The organism is Rhizobium sp. 05L419, from assembly GCF_056397845.1.
The window spans coordinates 43,290-60,363 of the sequence record NZ_JBFTOF010000001.1 but is presented as its reverse complement, the minus strand read 5'-3'; the positions used below and the strand labels follow the sequence as shown (position 1 = coordinate 60,363).

Annotated in this window: 18 protein-coding genes and 1 tRNA gene; 11 read left to right on the top strand and 8 right to left on the bottom strand. The window is 61.9% G+C overall.

All coding sequences use genetic code 11. From position 1 onward, the window contains the following. Positions 1-27 precede the first annotated feature (27 nt). Both AC1DMK_RS00315 and AC1DMK_RS00310 read left to right on the top strand, forming a co-directional pair. Positions 28-459: a GNAT family N-acetyltransferase gene (locus tag AC1DMK_RS00315; protein WP_477856507.1), complete on the top strand. Its 432-nt coding sequence runs from the start codon at positions 28-30 to the stop codon at positions 457-459. Positions 460-495: 36 nt separating this feature from the next. Beyond that, the gene (locus tag AC1DMK_RS00310; RefSeq protein WP_477856506.1) at positions 496-1,191 is read left to right on the top strand and encodes a class I SAM-dependent methyltransferase; all 696 of its coding nucleotides are present in this window, start codon (positions 496-498) and stop codon (positions 1,189-1,191) included. Between the two features lie 8 nt (positions 1,192-1,199). On the opposite strand, the gene AC1DMK_RS00305 is transcribed toward AC1DMK_RS00310, so the two are convergent. From AC1DMK_RS00305 to AC1DMK_RS00280, 6 genes are all read right to left on the bottom strand, one after another. Next, positions 1,200-1,619, bottom strand: a complete 420-nt coding sequence (locus tag AC1DMK_RS00305) for an ACT domain-containing protein (RefSeq protein WP_037061690.1) — start codon at positions 1,617-1,619, stop codon at positions 1,200-1,202. Between the two features lie 489 nt (positions 1,620-2,108). Further along, on the bottom strand, positions 2,109-3,332 hold the full coding sequence (locus AC1DMK_RS00300) for a molybdopterin molybdotransferase MoeA (RefSeq protein ID WP_477856504.1): 1,224 nt from the start codon (positions 3,330-3,332) through the stop codon (positions 2,109-2,111). After that, entirely contained in the window at positions 3,329-3,829 is a 501-nt protein-coding gene (gene moaC, locus AC1DMK_RS00295; protein WP_477856502.1) for a cyclic pyranopterin monophosphate synthase MoaC, read from the bottom strand. The genes AC1DMK_RS00300 and moaC overlap by 4 nt, the downstream gene beginning before the upstream one ends. A gap of 1 nt (position 3,830) precedes the next feature. Continuing rightward, complete coding sequence (trpC, locus tag AC1DMK_RS00290) at positions 3,831-4,643, bottom strand: indole-3-glycerol phosphate synthase TrpC (RefSeq protein WP_477856500.1); 813 nt, start codon at positions 4,641-4,643, stop codon at positions 3,831-3,833. A gap of 104 nt (positions 4,644-4,747) precedes the next feature. Continuing rightward, a complete protein-coding gene (gene trpD, locus AC1DMK_RS00285) occupies positions 4,748-5,764 on the bottom strand; it encodes an anthranilate phosphoribosyltransferase (protein WP_037061698.1) in 1,017 nt (338 codons plus the stop codon). Between the two features lie 15 nt (positions 5,765-5,779). Then, positions 5,780-7,672 carry a peptidylprolyl isomerase gene (locus tag AC1DMK_RS00280; RefSeq protein WP_037061699.1) on the bottom strand — a complete coding sequence of 631 codons (1,893 nt, stop codon included), beginning with the start codon at positions 7,670-7,672 and terminating at the stop codon, positions 5,780-5,782. 220 nt (positions 7,673-7,892) lie between these two features. On the opposite strand from AC1DMK_RS00280, the gene AC1DMK_RS00275 reads away from it, so the two are divergent. Then, on the top strand, positions 7,893-8,174 hold the full coding sequence (locus tag AC1DMK_RS00275; RefSeq protein WP_037061783.1) for a hypothetical protein: 282 nt from the start codon (positions 7,893-7,895) through the stop codon (positions 8,172-8,174). A gap of 70 nt (positions 8,175-8,244) precedes the next feature. Here AC1DMK_RS00275 and AC1DMK_RS00270 read toward each other — a convergent pair whose 3' ends face one another. Then, positions 8,245-8,496, bottom strand: coding sequence for a GlsB/YeaQ/YmgE family stress response membrane protein (locus tag AC1DMK_RS00270; protein WP_037061701.1), 252 nt, complete (start codon positions 8,494-8,496; stop codon positions 8,245-8,247). 689 nt (positions 8,497-9,185) lie between these two features. On the opposite strand from AC1DMK_RS00270, the gene AC1DMK_RS00265 reads away from it, so the two are divergent. From AC1DMK_RS00265 to AC1DMK_RS00235, 7 genes are all read left to right on the top strand, one after another. After that, entirely contained in the window at positions 9,186-9,392 is a 207-nt protein-coding gene (locus AC1DMK_RS00265) for a hypothetical protein (protein WP_037061704.1), read from the top strand. A 210-nt stretch (positions 9,393-9,602) separates the two neighbouring features. Next, positions 9,603-9,692 (top strand) — tRNA-Ser (locus AC1DMK_RS00260). A 145-nt stretch (positions 9,693-9,837) separates the two neighbouring features. Beyond that, the gene (locus tag AC1DMK_RS00255) at positions 9,838-10,077 is read left to right on the top strand and encodes a hypothetical protein (protein WP_037061705.1); all 240 of its coding nucleotides are present in this window, start codon (positions 9,838-9,840) and stop codon (positions 10,075-10,077) included. Between the two features lie 220 nt (positions 10,078-10,297). Beyond that, positions 10,298-11,398 carry a septal ring lytic transglycosylase RlpA family protein gene (locus tag AC1DMK_RS00250; RefSeq protein ID WP_037061706.1) on the top strand — a complete coding sequence of 367 codons (1,101 nt, stop codon included), beginning with the start codon at positions 10,298-10,300 and terminating at the stop codon, positions 11,396-11,398. Between the two features lie 56 nt (positions 11,399-11,454). Next, complete coding sequence (locus AC1DMK_RS00245; protein WP_477856496.1) at positions 11,455-12,651, top strand: D-alanyl-D-alanine carboxypeptidase family protein; 1,197 nt, start codon at positions 11,455-11,457, stop codon at positions 12,649-12,651. Positions 12,652-12,782: 131 nt separating this feature from the next. Further along, entirely contained in the window at positions 12,783-13,466 is a 684-nt protein-coding gene (gene tmk / locus AC1DMK_RS00240; protein WP_477856494.1) for a dTMP kinase, read from the top strand. Continuing rightward, positions 13,459-14,484 carry a DNA polymerase III subunit delta' gene (locus AC1DMK_RS00235; protein WP_477856493.1) on the top strand — a complete coding sequence of 342 codons (1,026 nt, stop codon included), beginning with the start codon at positions 13,459-13,461 and terminating at the stop codon, positions 14,482-14,484. The genes tmk and AC1DMK_RS00235 overlap by 8 nt, the downstream gene beginning before the upstream one ends. Here AC1DMK_RS00235 and AC1DMK_RS00230 read toward each other — a convergent pair whose 3' ends face one another. Beyond that, positions 14,485-15,306, bottom strand: coding sequence for a sulfite exporter TauE/SafE family protein (locus AC1DMK_RS00230; RefSeq protein ID WP_051973981.1), 822 nt, complete (start codon positions 15,304-15,306; stop codon positions 14,485-14,487). It abuts the gene before it with no gap. Positions 15,307-15,519: 213 nt separating this feature from the next. On the opposite strand from AC1DMK_RS00230, the gene metG reads away from it, so the two are divergent. Beyond that, positions 15,520-17,070: a methionine--tRNA ligase gene (gene metG, locus AC1DMK_RS00225; protein WP_477856492.1), complete on the top strand. Its 1,551-nt coding sequence runs from the start codon at positions 15,520-15,522 to the stop codon at positions 17,068-17,070. Positions 17,071-17,074: the final 4 nt, after the last annotated feature.

The window sequence follows — 17,074 nt, the reverse complement described above, 5'->3', positions numbered from 1 at the left end:
CAGCCGAAGACGGTAGGGAGGATGGCGATGGCAGATACAGTGGTTCTGGCGGTTCCGGTCTTCAGCACCCTTTGCAACGAAGCCTTCAAGCTTCGGCGTGCCGTCTTCATCGTCGAGCAGAAGGTGCCGGCTGAAGAAGAGTTCGACGGACATGATCTCACCGCGCATCACGTGGTCGCGGTCATGGACGGCGAGGTTCGCGGCACCCTGCGCGTCATCCATGCCGACGAGCACGTCAAGATCGGCCGCGTCGCCGTCGATGAGGCCGCACGCGGTCACGGCATTGCCAGCGCCATGATGGCCTACGCGATGAACGAGCACCGTGCGGCACGCGACAACCGCTTCTATCTGACCGCCCAGAGCGACAAGGTGGCACTCTACGAGCGCTTCGGGTTCACCGCCTATGGCGACGCGTTTCTCGACGGCGGAATGCCGCATCTGGCAATGAAAAACTACTGATCGGAGCCGGGCTTGGGCGAGGGCGAGAGCGAGAGGATGACACGTCTGCACCCGGACGACGGTCTCCCCACGGGAGGCCAATCATCCATCGCGGATATCAGGGCCTTCATCACTGCCAATCTGCATCTTCGCCCCGCGCCGGCGCTGCCGGACATTCTCATCTATACCGCGCATCCGGCAAGCGGCCTGTCCCGTCTCGGTGCCCGCAATGCGGACAACCCGCCACCCTATTGGGCCTATGGATGGGCCGGCGGAACGGTGCTTGCCCATCACCTGTTCAGCGACCCCGAATGCGTTCGCGGCCGCCGAGTCGTCGATCTCGGCGCGGGCGCCGGTATCGTTGCGATCGCGGCTGCGAAGTGTGGCGCGGCGAGCGTCGCCGCTGCCGATATCGACCTCAATGCCATCGCCGCAATCGGGCTCAACGCCGAGGCAAACGCCGTCACCGTCGACGTGCGGCATGCCGATTTTCTTTCCACCGCGCCGCCTGACGTGGATATCATTCTCGCCGGTGACGTCTTTTACGAGGAGACCCTCGCGGTCAGGATGCTCGGCTTTCTCAGGGATTGCCGGACCGCTGGCATCGAGGTGCTGATCGGCGATCCCCGCAGGACGCCGTTGCCGCAGGAAAAACTGCGGCTCGTGGCCGAATATCCGGTGCCCGATTTCGGCGATGGCTCCAGGGGTGGGACGACGCTCGGCGGCATCTTCGCAATCGACCTTGCGGGCTGAGAACGCGCTCAGGCGGACGCGGACGCCTGCAACGCCTCCAGTATCTGCATTGCCGGCGCGGCCTTGTCCGACGGAACGAAGACGTGGTCGTGGTGATAGGCAGCGACCATGTTGCAGGCAATGCCCGCCCGGCTCAGAGCCGAGGCCACCGCGGCAGTAAGGCCGACACCCTCCAGCGACGAGAAGACTTCAAGAACGATACGGCGCATTGGCACGGCGCAGTCGAAGCCGAGCGTTGCCGCATCATCGCGGCCAAGAATGAGCGACACACCTTCCGCCTCGCGAAACCATGCCAGCGCAGCCATGCTCGCACGCGTAGCCAGCCGATCATCGACGGTGGTGCAGAAGACGAATTCCCCCGGTGCAAGGACAGGCGTCATGCCTGCGAGCATGCCCTTCGTATCGCGAACTGTCTGCTGCGTCTCCATCTCTCGGTCTCCGTGACACTGGTGCCTGAACCTAGCATGAGTTTAGCGCGTCTCGCGCGCCAATCGCCCTCCATAGGCCAAGATATCCGGCGAGGTGAGGCCGGATAAGCGCCCGATACGTCCAGCTTCCCTCATTCCTACTCGTCACAGGAATCCAGCCACGGCGCGTCGGCGCCGTGAACGACTCCCGTTGTCGGACGAAGAGTTCCCGCACCCAAGGACCTGGGTGTGCTCGATTCCTGTGACGTGTTGCAGAGGGACCGGAATTGCGGACAATATCGCCGAACGGGGTGCTGGGAAGCGCCTACGCGGCAATTTCCAGCGCCCCGTCCGAGTAAGCAGGCATGGTCAAACCACGGGTTATCGGGGCCGCGTGAAGGTCGAGCTGCGCTCGTCGTGAGGATGTGCGGTGCCGCGCCCCGCATCCGACCCTGCGGGCCACCTTCTCCCCCGAGGGAAAAAGGGCAGCCAGCGAGAAACAGTTGGCGCTCAGCCGATAAGGTCGGGCCGCAGCAGCATGACCGGGCAGGGGCTGCCGGCCGGCAGTTGCGGAGCATGCGGCGGACGCACGATCAGGCAGTCGGCCTGCGCGAAGATCTTCATCATCGAGGAATCCTGCTTGCCGAACGGCTCGGCCCGCAGACTGCCGGAAGAGGAGGTCAGCAGCCTTGCCCGCACATAGTCCTGGCGCTGATCGTTGGCCTTGAGGGTGACGGATGTCTCCACCGTCGCGTCCCGCTTCACGGGCGGCAGCAAGGCGAGCTTGCGGATCAGCGGTTCGAGGAACAGGATACCGCAGACGAGACTGGACACCGGATTTCCGGGAAGCCCCAGCACATGCGTTTCGCCGAGGCTGCCGACCATCAGCGGCTTGCCCGGCCGCATGGCAATGCGCCAAAAATCGAGCTGCATGCCGGCAGCAAGCAGCGTTGCCTGCACGAGGTCATGGTCGCCGACCGACGCTCCCCCGAGCGTCACGATGACATCGGCCTTCGCCTCCCGGGCGCGCCGGACAGCCGCGGTGATTGCCGCCGTGTCGTCGGGTACGATGCCGAGGTCCAGCACCTCGGCGCCTGCCCTGCGCGCAAGCGCTGCAATGCCGAAGGTGCTGGATGCGATGATCTGTGCAGGCGCCGGCGCGCTGCCCGGGGTCAGCAGCTCGTCGCCTGTGGCCAGCAGCGCCACCCGCGGCTTGCACAGGACCTCGAGCGCCGCATGGTTCATGCCGGCGGCAACGGTCAGGCGCGAGAAATCGAGGATCGTGCCGGCCGCGAGCACGGCTTCGCCCTCGACGAAATCCTGTCCGCGCGGACGGATGTGCTGGCCTTGGCGCACCGGGAACGTCGTGCGGATACCGCCTTCGATTTTCCCCGCGTCTTCCTGAAGCAGTACACTGTCGGCACCCGATGGCACGGGGGCTCCCGTAAAGATGCGAACGGTCTCGCCTCTGCCCACCACGCCATCGAAGGCATGGCCCGCAGCGGAGGTCCCGATGAGTTTAAGCTCTGCTCCCGGCAACGGAGCATCTTCCTGCAGAAGCGCATACCCGTCCATCGCAGAGGCGTCGAAGGGAGGCTGCGTCAGCCGCGCCGCAAGATCGGCGGCGAGGACCCGGCCGTCCGCTTCTGCGAGGGAAACCGTTTCGGAGGTGGCGATCGGTCTCGCCCGTGAGAGCAGGCGTTCCTTTGCGTCGGCGACCGGCAGCAGGCTCATCTGGAATGCTCCGGATTGCGGAAGTCGCCGGACTTGCCGCCGGATTTGGCGAGCAGCCTTATGCCGCCGATCTCCATCGTCTTGTCGGAGGCCTTGGCCATGTCGTACACGGTGAGACACGCAACCGAAACCGCGGTCAACGCCTCCATCTCGACACCGGTTTTGCCGGTCAGCTTCGCGGTCGCCGTGATGCGCAGACCGGGCAGGGCCGGATCCTCTGCGACGTCGACCGATACCTTGGTCAGCATCAGCGGATGGCAGAGCGGAATGAGACTGCTCGTCTGCTTGGCGGCCATGATGCCGGCAAGGCGGGCCGTGCCGATGACGTCGCCCTTCTTCGCGTTGCCTTCGCGGATCAGCGCCAGCGTCTCGGGCGCCATTTTCACATGGCCTTCGGCCGTTGCGATGCGGACGGTATCGGCCTTGTCGCCGACATCGACCATATGCGCCTCTCCGGACGCGTCGATATGGGTGAGACCGGCCTTGCCGCCGCTCATGTCACTCGGCCGCCAGTGCGGATTGCCCGAAGAGCAGTGCGCGCGTCGCCGCCGTCACATCATCTTTGCGCATCAGGCTCTCGCCGACGAGGAAGGTGTTGATGCCGAAGGCTTGAAGGCGTTTGCAATCGTCATGCGTGAAAACACCGCTTTCGCCGACCATCAGCCGGTCGTCTGGGACCATGGCCGAGAGCTGCTCGCTGACAGTGAGGCTGACCTCGAATGTACGCAGATTGCGGTTGTTGATTCCGACGAGGGGAGACGAGAGCTTCAGTGCCCGCTCCATCTCCTGCGCGTCGTGCACTTCGACGAGCACGTCCATGCCGAGGCCGAAGGCTTCGTCCTGCAGCCGCTCGGCATCGCTATCGGAGAGCGACGCCATGATGAGGAGAATGCAATCGGCACCCCAAGCACGGGCTTCCTGCACCTGGTAGGTCTCGAACATGAAGTCCTTGCGCAAGGCCGGCAATGTGCAGGCCGCGCGCGCTGCCGTCAGAAACTCGGGCGCGCCCTCAAAGCTCGGCGTATCCGTCAGCACGGACAGACAAGCTGCGCCACCAAGCTCATAGGCCTTTGCCAGCGACGGCGGATCGAAATCCGGGCGGATCAGTCCCTTCGACGGGCTTGCCTTCTTGATCTCGGCGATAAGGCCGTACTGGCCGGCATGACGCTTTGCGACCAGCGACTTGTAGAAGCCACGTGGCGAAGATTGATCGGCCCGCATGGCCTTGAGATCGGCAAGCGACACTTTTGCCTTCGCCGCGGCAATCTCTTCGCGCTTATAGAGTTCGATCTTCTGCAAAATGTCGGTCATGGCTATATCCTAGTGCAATTCCAGCAAAAGTGCTTAGCGGTTTTGCGTCCGGAATTGCGTAAAAAGATAGAACGTTTTCGCAATTCGAAGAAAGCGGAAACGCTCTAGTCGATATCGTTCGACACGGCGACGAGTTTGTCGAGCGCCGAGGCCGTCGCACCGCTGTCGAGCGATTCGGTGGCGAGCCTCATACCGTCGCGGAGCGTCTCGGCCTTGCCGGCAATCACCAGCGAGGCGGCCGCGTTGGCAAGGGCGATATCGCGATAGGCGTTCTTTGCGCCGCTCAGCACATCGCGTAGTGCCGCCGCGTTGACGACGCCGTCGCCGCCCTTGATGGCCTCAAGCCGGCAGGTTTCGACACCGAAATCGGCAGGCGACAGCTCGAACGTTCGGATCTTGCCGCCTTCGAGCGCCGCAACGCTGGTGCTGCCGGTTGTCGTGATCTCGTCCAGGCCGTTGCCATGCACGACCCAGACGCTTTCGGAACCGAGATCGCGCATCACTTCGGCGATCGGCACCACCCACTGCGGTGCGAAAACGCCAAGTAGCTGACGGCGCACGCCAGCCGGATTGGACAGGGGGCCGAGCAGATTGAAGATGGTACGCGTGCCGAGTTCGACGCGGGAGGGACCGACGTGGCGCATTGCGGAGTGGTGCTGCTGCGCGAACATGAAGCCGACACCGGCTTCGCGAATGCAGCGGGAGATGATGTCCGGGGTGACGTCCAGCTTCACGCCCAGCGCCGCAAGACTATCGGCCGCGCCGGACTTCGAGCTCAGCGCCCGGTTCCCATGCTTGGCGACCGGAACCCCGGCACCGGCGACGATGAGGGCCGCCAGCGTCGAGATGTTGTAGGTGCCGCTCGCGTCGCCGCCCGTGCCGACGATGTCGATGGCATCCGCCGGGGCATCGACGGTCAGCATCTTGGAGCGCATCGTGGTCACAGCCCCGACGATCTCGTCGACGGTCTCGCCGCGAACGCGGAGCGCCATCAGGAAGCCGCCGATCTGCGAGGGCGTTGCCTGACCAGACATCAGAATGTCGAAGGCCTGGCGGGCCTCCTCACGGGTCAGAGGCTCGCGGCTTGCAGCCTTGGCCAGAAGCGGCTTCAGATCGGTCATGCGGTTTCGCTCCCCTTAACGGACTGCTGCCTGTTCGGCGAGCGGCTGGTTGATGGACGCGCCATACTGCGTTTGCAGCAGGTTCACCATCTGGTCGAGGATATCATCGCCTGCGGCGTTTGCCATCGCAGTGATCTGCTGATCCTGGTTGTTCAGAACGTCGCCTGTTGGCTCGGTGTTGACTTCCGTGACCTTGAGCAGGATCTGCGTCGTCGGGTCGGCACCGACGGCATTGGCGACGGTATCGACAGGGCCGGAGAAGGCGGCGCTGACACCGGCGCTGCCGAGAACCGCGTCATCCATGCCGCGCGTAATGCCGGTCTTGTTTTCGACAGTGATGCCGAGCGGGCCGGCGATATCGGCAAGCGACGTGCCCTTCTGCGCCTGCTGCTTCAGCTCTTCGGCCTTCTTGGCGAGTTCGGCCTTCTGCTGTTCCGCCGTCCAGTCGGCAACCGCCTTGTCGTGGACCTCGCTCAGCGGACGGTCGCGCTCCGGCGTAACGTCGCGCATATCGAACCACAGATAGCCATCCGTGCCGATGGACAGCGACGGCACGTCGGCGCCGGCTTCGGCCCGGAATGCGGCCGCGAGCATCTGCTGCTTGGCCGGGATGTCCTTGACCTCGTTGCCGCTCTTGTCGAGACCGGTCGCATCGACGGCGTCGAGGACGACGGCCTTCAGCTTCAGCTGCGTCGCGATCTGCTCGAGCGTCGAGCCGGAGCTGCGCAGGTCTTCGATCTGGTCATGCACGTTGATCAGCTCCTGCGAGGCATTGGAGACCGCCAGCTGCTTGCGGATCTCTTCCTTGACCTCGTCGAGGGTCTTCGTGCTCTCCGGCTTGATGTTACTGATACGCAGGATCACCGGGCCGAACGTGCCGTCGACGACAGGCGTGGTGCCGCCGTTCTTCGTCACGGCAAAAGCGGCGTCGGCGACGGCCTGGTCGGGCACCTTGTCCTTGGCGAATTCGCCGAGGAAGACGTCGGTTGCCGTCTTGCCCTGGTCGGTCACCAGCTGGTCGAACGTGGTGCCTGTCTTCAGTGCGTTCACGGCCGCGTTGGCCAGGTCCTTGTTCTGGAAGGTCAACTGTTCGATCGTGCGGGCTTCCGGCGTCCGGTAGCTGTCCTTGCGCTTCTCGAAATCTTCGCGGATCTGATCATCCGAAACGGAGGCAACGTCGGCGATGTCGTCTGGCTGAAGCTTGAGATAGGCGACCTTGCGGTATTCAGGGGCGCGGTAGCGCGGCTTTGCGCCTTCGAACCACTTGGCAAGAACGTCATCCGCCGGCGCCTTGATCGGCTCGATGTTGGCATTGGTCAGAAGCAGGTAGTCGACGCCGCGGCTTTCCTGGCGGTAGAGCTTCAGCGCATCCACGAGCGTCTTCGGCGCCGTAAAGCCGTTCGACACTGCATCGACGATCTGGCTGCGGACGGCGACCTTGCTGCGTTCCTTGATATAGTCATCCTCACGGATGCCGGCGTTGCGCAGCCGCGATGTGAACAGCGAGCGGTCGAACTGGCCGTTGACCGCCTTGAACGCCGGATCGTCGCCGATCAGCTGCGCAAGACGATCCTGCGAAAGGCCGAGGTTCATGTCGTCTGCCAGCTGGTCCAGCGAAGCGCCGGCAACGAGCTGTGCAAGAACCTGCTGCTCGACGCCGAATGCGCGGGCCTGTTCGGGCGTCAGACGCATGCCGAACTGCTGGCTGAGGTTGGCCACCTGGCGCTGATAGGCGAGGCGGAACTCGTTCACATCAACATGTTGATCACCCACGGTCACGACCGTGGTGCTGTTGCTGCCGGTCAGCAGGGAATGAGAAACACCCCATATGCCGAAGGAGGCGACCAGGAGCAGCATGAGGAGCTTGGCAACCCAGGTCTGGGCAGCTCTTCGCAGAATATCGAACATCGAAACGCAAACCTCGCATTCTATTCGCCCGTTCGCGGGCTAAGGCATTCGACGTTCCTTAGAGCAAACCTGTCAGGAAATGAAGGGTTATCGCACGAAAACATCTGCGCTGTGCCGGCATGCGTTTTGCAGCCTGCCCGCACAACAAAAGATGCCGCACCTCGGAACCTTTGGCGGGGTCATTTCGTTGAGCAGCATGCCGAAAAAACAGGAGCAGACTATGGCCGACATGAAAACCGCCTCCGCCCAGTCCACGGCCGCGCGCGTGAAGGCGGACGTCGCAGCAGACGATCTTTCCGCACAGGTGGTAGCCTTGCGCGAAGATCTTGCCCGCTTGTCCGAAAGCGTGATTGCGCTGGGGCAGGGTGCCAAGAGTGCTGTTGCCGACGAAGCGTCGGTCGTGACGGAACGTGTGCGCGACAAGGTACGCGAGGAACCGATCTTCGCGCTCGCGGTGACCGCCGGGGTCGCCTACTTGTTCGGATTGATGAGTCGCAGGTAAGCTGTATCCTCATCGCACTGAAAAGGGCCGGGCGCGCCGAGGCGACCGGCCCTTTCATTTGAAGGCAGGTTCACCTGCGGATCACTCGACCCACCGCGATGAGAATGCAGGCGCCCACGAAGCCCGCAATGAGATAGCCCAGCCAGCCGCCGAGGACGACGCCGAAGACCGACAGAATGGCATTGGCGATGACAGCCCCGACGATGCCGAGCAGTATATTCATCAGCAAGCCCATGCTGCTGTTCATGAACTTCTCGGCCAGCCAACCGGCAATGCCGCCGATGATAATGGCCGCGATCCAACCCACGCCTGCGCTTTCCATGTCCGTATTTCCTTTCGAGGAAAAGAATGAACCGTACGCCGAAGAAGAAATGACTGTAGTCCGATATGATCAGGGTCAAGCGTGCTGCGCAAGGCCCCGGCGGCCAAGGTGCTCCACACTCGACGCAGGTTGCCCCAATTCCCGCACGAAAAATAGATAGGCGACACCACCGATCCCGCAAGCGGGACGAGTAGGAATATTGCCACAGGTGGAAATCAAGGGGTCGCCGCGATAAAGCGTCGCACGCAGGCGACGCGGTGAGTGCTGCGATTACGAGCCAAAACACAACCGCAGGAGGATTTCCATGAAAAGACTCGACGCCATGTCGAGTGGACGGATCAGTTCGCCGCGCCGCCGGTGTGGCGGCGCTACCTCAAAGGAGTCGCAATCCGGCAGCGCAAGCTCAGCGGTGGCATGCTCGTCCGCACCGGATTGTGCTGTAGAAACATCGTGAAGACGATATGACAGCGCCATCGGAACGGCCCCGCCGGTCGTGGGCTGCGAAGATGATCGCATACGTTGGCTTGGTTTCCTCCGGGTGGCTTCAGGGAAAGTAAACCGCCGATTGTCTTCATTGGAGTGTCGTCAAAAAAACGCAGCGACTGCCAAAATCGATCTTTCTTTCAGCAATTGCTTGCTCAACCTGTAATCTATGTCATGCTAGGCTCTTGAAAATGAGGGGTACCAAGATGATCAATCTTCAGTCGGCTCAGGGCGAGGTTGCCCACGATCAACGCTTGCTCGATTGCCGGGCGGATGTGGAACCTGCACTTCTTCAAATCATCCATGAGGCGAAGCAAAAAGGCTGGGCGCCTGCTGAAGTGGCGATGGCAATCGCCGATGCGGCCGACGACTACATTCTGCTTTTGGCGAACCGCAAGACCACGGCGCACTGAGAGGTCGTCCTGCCTGTCGGTGGTAGGTCGGACAGCCCCGAGCGTGGCGTTTTTATCCGTCGAGGAACGCGAACGGTGCATAGACACCGTCGCGCTGGTTGACGATGCGAGCGCAGCGGCTATAAAGCCTCACGAACCAGATCCGGCAACCAATCGGCATGCGCTGCGTTTGCGCGGGCAGTATGCGGAGTGAAACTGGATCGACGTGATGGAAGAGTGTCCGAGTGGTTTAAGGAACCGGTCTTGAAAACCGGCGTGCGGGAGACCGTACCGTGGGTTCGAATCCCACCTCTTCCGCCATATTCACATCAATTGGATACCTAGGCAGGTTTTTGGATTTGACGGTGAAAACGCGGCCAGATGTATGCCCGTCGGGCGCAACGATCATCGCCAGAGGTTCGTGCTTGCCGCTGTCCGCATCACACTTTACAGCTAAGGGACGCCCGTGAATAGCATTTCGGATCTAGTTGCGTCGGCAACGACAGTTCACGATCGATACCGCGCCGGCCGCATGGAACGTGAAACGGTTCGAGAATGGGCAACCAGGCTGGGTGCCTATCCTGCGCCCCACGGCGACCGTGTACGGGAGGCAGCCGAGTGGTTCCGCACCCACAACACCGAACCCGTCTCCGATGGTATCAGGCTGGCCGATCTCGATCGGCTCGCGGCGATCTTCTCGATCTGACTGCTGCACGCCATCACCCCGGTGGCGCAGGGCCTTGCGGACTACATTAGAAGCTTATTAACCATGTTAATTAGAATTGTTGCTATCTCGTCGAAAGTTTTCGCAAAATAGCCACGAAAGCCGCATGATTAAAGTCTCGTTAGGTTGATGGCATTAGGGGTGTCTTGCCCATGAGGGCGGATTTCTTAACCATAACGGTCTTGAGCGCGGCGTGGGATATATGAGACGAGACTTCGGGGCGACGTCATTCGCAACGGGCATGCGATGGGTGGGGCTATCGCTGGTCTGCGCGACGGTAACGGCTTGCGGCACTGCGCCATCGGCCCCCGCGAAGCGAACCCACGGCAAGGAATACTTCTCCGAGAAGGAATACGGCGTCAAGGCGAGCCCACGCGTTGCGACCGGCGACAATATTCCGAAAGGCGGCGGCCGCTATCTCGTTGGCAATCCCTATGTCGTCAAGGGTAAATGGTATTACCCCAAGGAAGACTTCTCTTACAACAAGGTAGGGATGGCTTCCTGGTACGGCTCGGCCTTTCACGGCCGCCTGACGGCCAACGGCGAAGTCTATGATCAGATGCATCTTTCTGCCGCGCACCCGACCTTTCCTCTGCCGAGCTACGCCCGCGTGACCAACGTCGAGACCGGTTCGTCCGTCATCGTTCGGGTCAACGACCGCGGACCGTATCACGAGGGGCGTTTGATCGATCTTTCGAACAAGACGGCCGACATGTTGGATTTGCAGCACAGTGGTACCGGCAAGGTGCGCGTCCAGTACGTCGGCCGCGCCCGCATGGACGGACACGATATGCCCTACCTGATGGCCTCGTATGTGCCGAAGGGCAGCCGTATTCCGGGCATCAACCCGGGTGGCGGACAGATTGCCAGCGGCGTCATGGTCGCATCCAACAACAAACGCATTACGGCCGACGAGATCCAGAGCTTCGGCGGCTTTACACCGCCGCAGCCCGAAAACGTGCCCGTTCCCGTTTCCGCGACATCCTATGCCGGATCGACGCCGAGCGCGCAGTACAATGCTGCCCCGGTCGCGCGGCCGATGCCGTCACCGTCATCAGCCGCCGTCGCGCAGCCATTCGATCAGATGGTCGTTTTACCTGAAATCGGCCCGCGCCCTTACGAGCGCCCCTATGGCTGGCAGCAGGGAGGTTCGCTCGCCATGGGTTACCAGGACGATACAGTGAAGACCGTCACCGTCGATCTTGCCTTCGATGCTGTCATGGTACGCAACGACGGCCTGACCGAAGAGTCCATCCTCTCATCGTTCAAGCGTCAGAAGGCCGCCAAACCCGCGCTGAAGTGATATGCTTCGGTGATTCTTCCAGGGGTCTGGCAACGGTCTGGTCGGCGAGGGTTCGGATGTTGAAACATGTGCTTTACCTCTCAGGCTGTCTGCTTGCCTTCGTAACGGGAGCGAGCGCGGCTGCTGCCGATTCCAATCCCGGTTTTGTGACCAAGGCTGCCCAGGCCTACATGATCGAAGCGTCGACCGGCACGGTGTTGCTGGCTAAAAATGAGCACCAGACGTTCTCGCCGGCATCCCTTGCCAAGCTGATGACCGTGGAGCTTGTCTTCGATGCGTTGACGAAAGGGGAGATTGCGCTCGATACACAGTATCCGGTGTCTGAGTATGCCTGGCGAACAGGCGGCGCCCCCTCTCGCGCAGCAACCATGTTTGCGGCGCTCAAGTCGAACGTGCGGGTGGAGGATCTGGTCAAGGGGATCGCCATTCAAGGTGCCAACGACAGCTGTATCATCCTGGCAGAGGGGATGAGCGGCGGCGAGCCCGCATTTGCCGAGACGATGACGCGCCGGGCAAAAACCCTCGGCATGCAACGGTCAATCTTCGGCAATTCGACCGGGCTTCCGGACGGCAAGAGCAAGACGACTTCCTTCGACATGGTCACGCTCGCCACGCAGCTGCAGCAGGCCTATCCCAAATTCTATCCCTATTTCGCTCAGCCCGATTTCGAGTGGAACAAGATTTTCCAGCGCAACCGCAATCCCTTGCTCGGCTTCGGCCTGGGCGTCGATGGCCTGGCGACCGGCTTTGCCGAAGGCGAGGGCTATTCGATCGTGGCCTCCGCCGAGCGCAATGGTCGCCGGCTCTTCATGACCCTCGGCGGCATAGCCTCCGACAAGGAGCGCACCGAGGAGGCAAAGCGCGTCCTCGAATGGGGCCTCGGTGCCTTCGAGATCCGGCAGCTGTTCGCCGATAAAGAGGTGGTCGGGACGGCGAGCGTCTATGGCGGCGCCACGCGCAGTGTCGATCTCGTCGCCAAGAGCGCAGTCAGTGTTTACATCCCGGTCAACAATCCTGACCGGCTTGCCGCCCGGATCGTCTATCATTGGCCGATGACGGCACCCGTGGCGGCGGATCGCGAAGTCGGCACGCTGCGTATATTTGCCGGCAGCCGGCTGCTGCGCGAAGTTCCGCTTTACACCAGGGATACCGTCGAAGCGGGCTCGTTGAGCAGTCGCGCTGTCGATGCGCTGCTGGAGCTCGGCGAGTCTCTGCTTTTTTCCTGGCTGTGGGACAAGCCCGAGCCCACGTGATTGCCATATTCGCTGTTCACTGTGAGGCAAACCACCATCGAGTTGGTGGCCGGGCGGTTCCGCTCACGGCAATCTTCCGCTAGATGTACGGCAGTGGCGCAGCGCGGGCGTCGAAATGCAGGAACTTGTCATTGTCATCCGGTACTGGATTGCTTGTTACATTTGAGGGCGGCGAAGGCGCGGGAAAATCGACCCAGATTCGTCGCCTCGCGGAAGCCCTGCGTTTGAAAGGCTATGATGTGCTTCTGACGCGTGAGCCAGGGGGGTCGCCCGGTGCCGAAGCCGTGCGTCACGTGCTTCTATCGGGCGCTGCAGAGTCCTTCGGCACGAGAATGGAAGCGATCCTCTTTGCGGCGGCCCGCAACGATCACGTCGAGGAAGTCATTCGACCTGCGCTCAATGACGGCAAAGTCGTTCTGTGCGACCGTTTCATGGACTCCTCGCGTGTCTATCAGGGCGTGACTGGAAACCTGCAGGCCGAATTCATCGAGACGCTGCAGCGCGTGGCCGTCGATGGCGTCGTTCCGGATTGCACCCTCATTCTCGACCTGCCGGCGCGTGCCGGGCTGGCGCGTGCACAAAGGCGTGGCGCCGCAGGCGACGTAGCCCCGGATCGGTTCGAGAAGGAGGAACTGGACACGCACGAGAAGCGCCGCGAAGCGTTTCTCGACATCGCCGCACGAGAGCCCGAGCGTTGCCATGTGGTCGATGCGCTGCAGTCGGAAGAGGTCATTGCCTCTCAGATCCTCGCGATTGTCGAGCAGCGACTGGCGCCAGGAAACACGTTGAACATGGCGGAAGCAGCCCATGAGTGACGAACGGCCAGGTCTTCTTGACGGCGCCATCTGGCCGCCGGAAAACCCGAAGCTCTTTGGACATGAGGATGCGGAAGCGTTTCTGGCGCAGTCGTACCGCTCGGGCAAGGGCCATCATGCCTTGTTGATCGAGGGGCCGTCCGGGATCGGGAAAGCGACGCTCGCCTTCCGCTTCGCGAACCATGTGCTTTCCCACTCGGATCCTGCGACTGCGCCCGAGGTGATGGCTGATCCCGATCCGAACTCCGCAGTCAGCCGGCAGATTGCCTCAGGTGCCTCTCACAATCTGCTTTATCTTGCACGCCCGGTCGACGAGAAGACCGGGAAAATCAAGTCGGCAATCACGGTCGATGAAGTCCGGCGGGCTGGGCGCTTCTTTTCGCAGACATCCGGCACTGGAAACTGGAGGATCGTCATCATCGATCCGGCCGACGACATGAACCGCAGTGCGGCGAACGCCATTCTGAAGATTCTGGAAGAGCCGCCCAAGCGGGCGCTATTTCTTCTGATCTCGCATGCGCCGGGCAAGCTGTTGCCGACAATCCGCTCCCGATGCCTGCCGCTGAAACTCGCGCCTCTGGGCGATGAAGCCCTTGGCCGCGCCCTGGCGAACCTCGGTATCGACGCCGGTGATCGAAACCTGCTGGCAACCGCCAATGGCAGCGTCGGCGAGGCGTTGAAGCTCGTGAACTACGGTGGCGGAGAGATCATTGCCGCCTACAACGAGGTCCTGACGTCGCAGGGAGCTTCGGCACGCAAGGCGATGCACCGGCTGGCCGATGCGATCTCCGGCAAGGATAGCGATACGATCTTCGAGTTCTTCACCAGCCACGTTGGCGACGATCTGATGCAAAAGGCTCGGGCGGCGGCCATGGCGGGGCAGGTCGCGGCGGCTGAGAGGCTCTCGCGTCTCCATTCGGACATTTCGGAACGACTGACGGTGTCGGACTCCTACAATCTCGATCGCAAGCAGACCGTTCTGAGCATCCTCGGCGATATCAAGCAGCCCGGTCCCTGATCAGCCGGCCAGCAGTTTCCAGGCAACCACCGCAAGCGTGGCGGCGAGCACGAGGCGGATCGTCCGCTCGTGCAGCTTCGGGGCCAGCAGGCTGCCGGCAATGATCCCAGGGATGGATCCGGCGAGCAGCGCAAGCAGGATCCCCCAGTCGATTTCACCGATCATCCAGTAGCCCATGCCGCCGATGAGCGTGAGCGGGACGGCGTGCACGATATCGGAGCCGACGATCTCACGAACGTCAAGGCGCGGATAAAGGATCAACAGAACCGTAACGCCGAGAGCGCCGGCGCCGACCGAGGTGAGGGTGACCAGAACGCCGAGCGCCAGGCCAAGCAGCGTCGTCAGGATGGCGATGGTTGCTGGCCGCATCGGGCGCCGGTTGCCCATGTTGCGCTGGACCAGTGCGAGTACCTGCCGACGAAAGACCAACATGAAAGCGGTCATGACCAAAAGCCAGCCGAGCGCAGTGGTGATCGTGTGCGCGACCTCGACGCTTTTGCGGTCGACCCCTGCCATCAGCCAGAGCATAAGCAGAGCCGCCGGAACACTGCCGGCCGCAAGGCAGCCGACGATGCGCCAGTTGATCCGGCCATGCATGCCGTGAACAGCAGTTCCGGCAGACTTGGTCACCGCGGCGTAGAGCAGGTCGGTACCGACCGCCGTCGCAGGATGAATTCCGAAGAGGAGAACGAGCAAGGGCGTCATCAGTGAGCCACCGCCGACACCGGTGATGCCGACGAGAGCGCCGACAAGCAATCCCGAAAGCGAGTAGAGGGGATTGAAACCGGACAGGCTCAAGCCGAGGGCCTCGAGCCTTGGCATGAAACGCCGCTGCGGGGTGCTTGAAATGTCACGTTGCTGTTGCCCTGTCTTATCTTTCCCCTGCCTAGAGTGTGGCAAAAACTGAGTCAAGCTCACGGTGTCGGCCATCCCTAATCCCTGATCCTTTCGAAACTTAGTGTTTCGCTTCGCCGTCACATGCGCTAAGGAGCGGCTGATAAATTTTATAGAGTAAGCCGGACAAGAATGGCCGCCATGACAGACAAGACACCCTTCTATATCACCACCGCGATTTCCTACCCGAACGGCAAGCCGCATATCGGCCACGCCTACGAATTGATCGCGACGGACGCCATGGCGCGCTACCAGCGCCTCGACGGCAAGGATGTCTTCTTCCTGACCGGCACAGACGAACACGGCCAGAAGATGCAGCAGACGGCCCGCGCCGAAGGTATCGCCCCGCAGGAGCTTGCTGACCGCAACTCGGGCGAATTCCAGGCGATGGCCAAGCTGCTGAACGCCTCGAACGACGACTTCATCCGCACGACTCAGGAGCGCCACCACGAGACCTCGCGGGACATCTGGAACCTGATGGCCGAGAACGGCGACATCTATAAGGATTCCTACGCCGGCTGGTACTCGGTGCGCGACGAAGCCTATTATCAGGAAAACGAGACGGAGCTGCGCGCCGATGGTGTGCGCTATGGCCCGCAAGGAACGCCGGTCGAATGGGTAGAAGAGGCAAGCTACTTCTTCAAACTCTCCGAGTATCAGGACAAGTTGCTTGCACTCTACGAAGCCAACCCCGATTTCGTCGGACCGGCGGAGCGCCGCAACGAGGTGATCTCCTTCGTCAAGTCGGGGCTCAAGGATCTCTCGATTTCGCGCACGACCTTCGATTGGGGCATCAAGGTTCCAAATGATCCCTCGCATGTCATGTATGTATGGGTCGATGCGCTGACCAACTACATCACTGCGACCGGCTATATCGAAGACCAGAATGGCCCCAGGGCGAAGTACTGGCCGGCGGATGTCCACATCATCGGCAAGGACATCATCCGCTTCCATGCGGTCTATTGGCCTGCCTTCCTGATGTCGGCGAAGCTGCCTCTGCCCAAGCGGGTCTTTGCGCACGGTTTCCTGCTCAACAAAGGCGAGAAGATGTCGAAGTCTCTCGGCAACGTCGTCGACCCGGTCAATCTGGTCAATCACTTTGGCCTCGACCAGGTTCGCTATTTCTTCTTGCGCGAAGTCTCATTCGGCCAGGACGGAAGCTACAGCGAAGAAGCGATCGGCACCCGTATCAATTCCGATCTCGCCAACGGAATCGGCAACCTCGCCAGCCGCTCGCTGTCGATGATCGTCAAGAATTGCGACGGCAAGATCCCAGACTGCGGCCCGCTCGCGGATGAGGACAAGGCGATGCTGGCGCAAGCGGACTCACTGCTTGCCTCGACCCGCGACGACATGAACAAGCAGCTGATCCATCGCGCACTCGCCTCGATCATCGCAGTCGTGTCCGAGACGGACCGCTACTTTGCCGGCCAGGAGCCATGGGCACTGAAGAAGACCGATCCGGCGAGAATGGGCACTGTGCTCTATGTGACGGCGGAAGTCGTGCGCCAGCTCGCGATCCTGCTTCAGCCGTTCGTACCCGAATCGGCGGGCAAGTTGCTTGATCTCGTTGCAGCCCCGGCAGACAAGCGCGACTTCGCTGCACTCGGAGAGGTTGGCCGCCTCGTGCCGGGTACGCCGCTCGAAGCGCCGAAGCCGGTCTTCCCGCGCTACGTCGCGCCGGAATCGTGAGGCC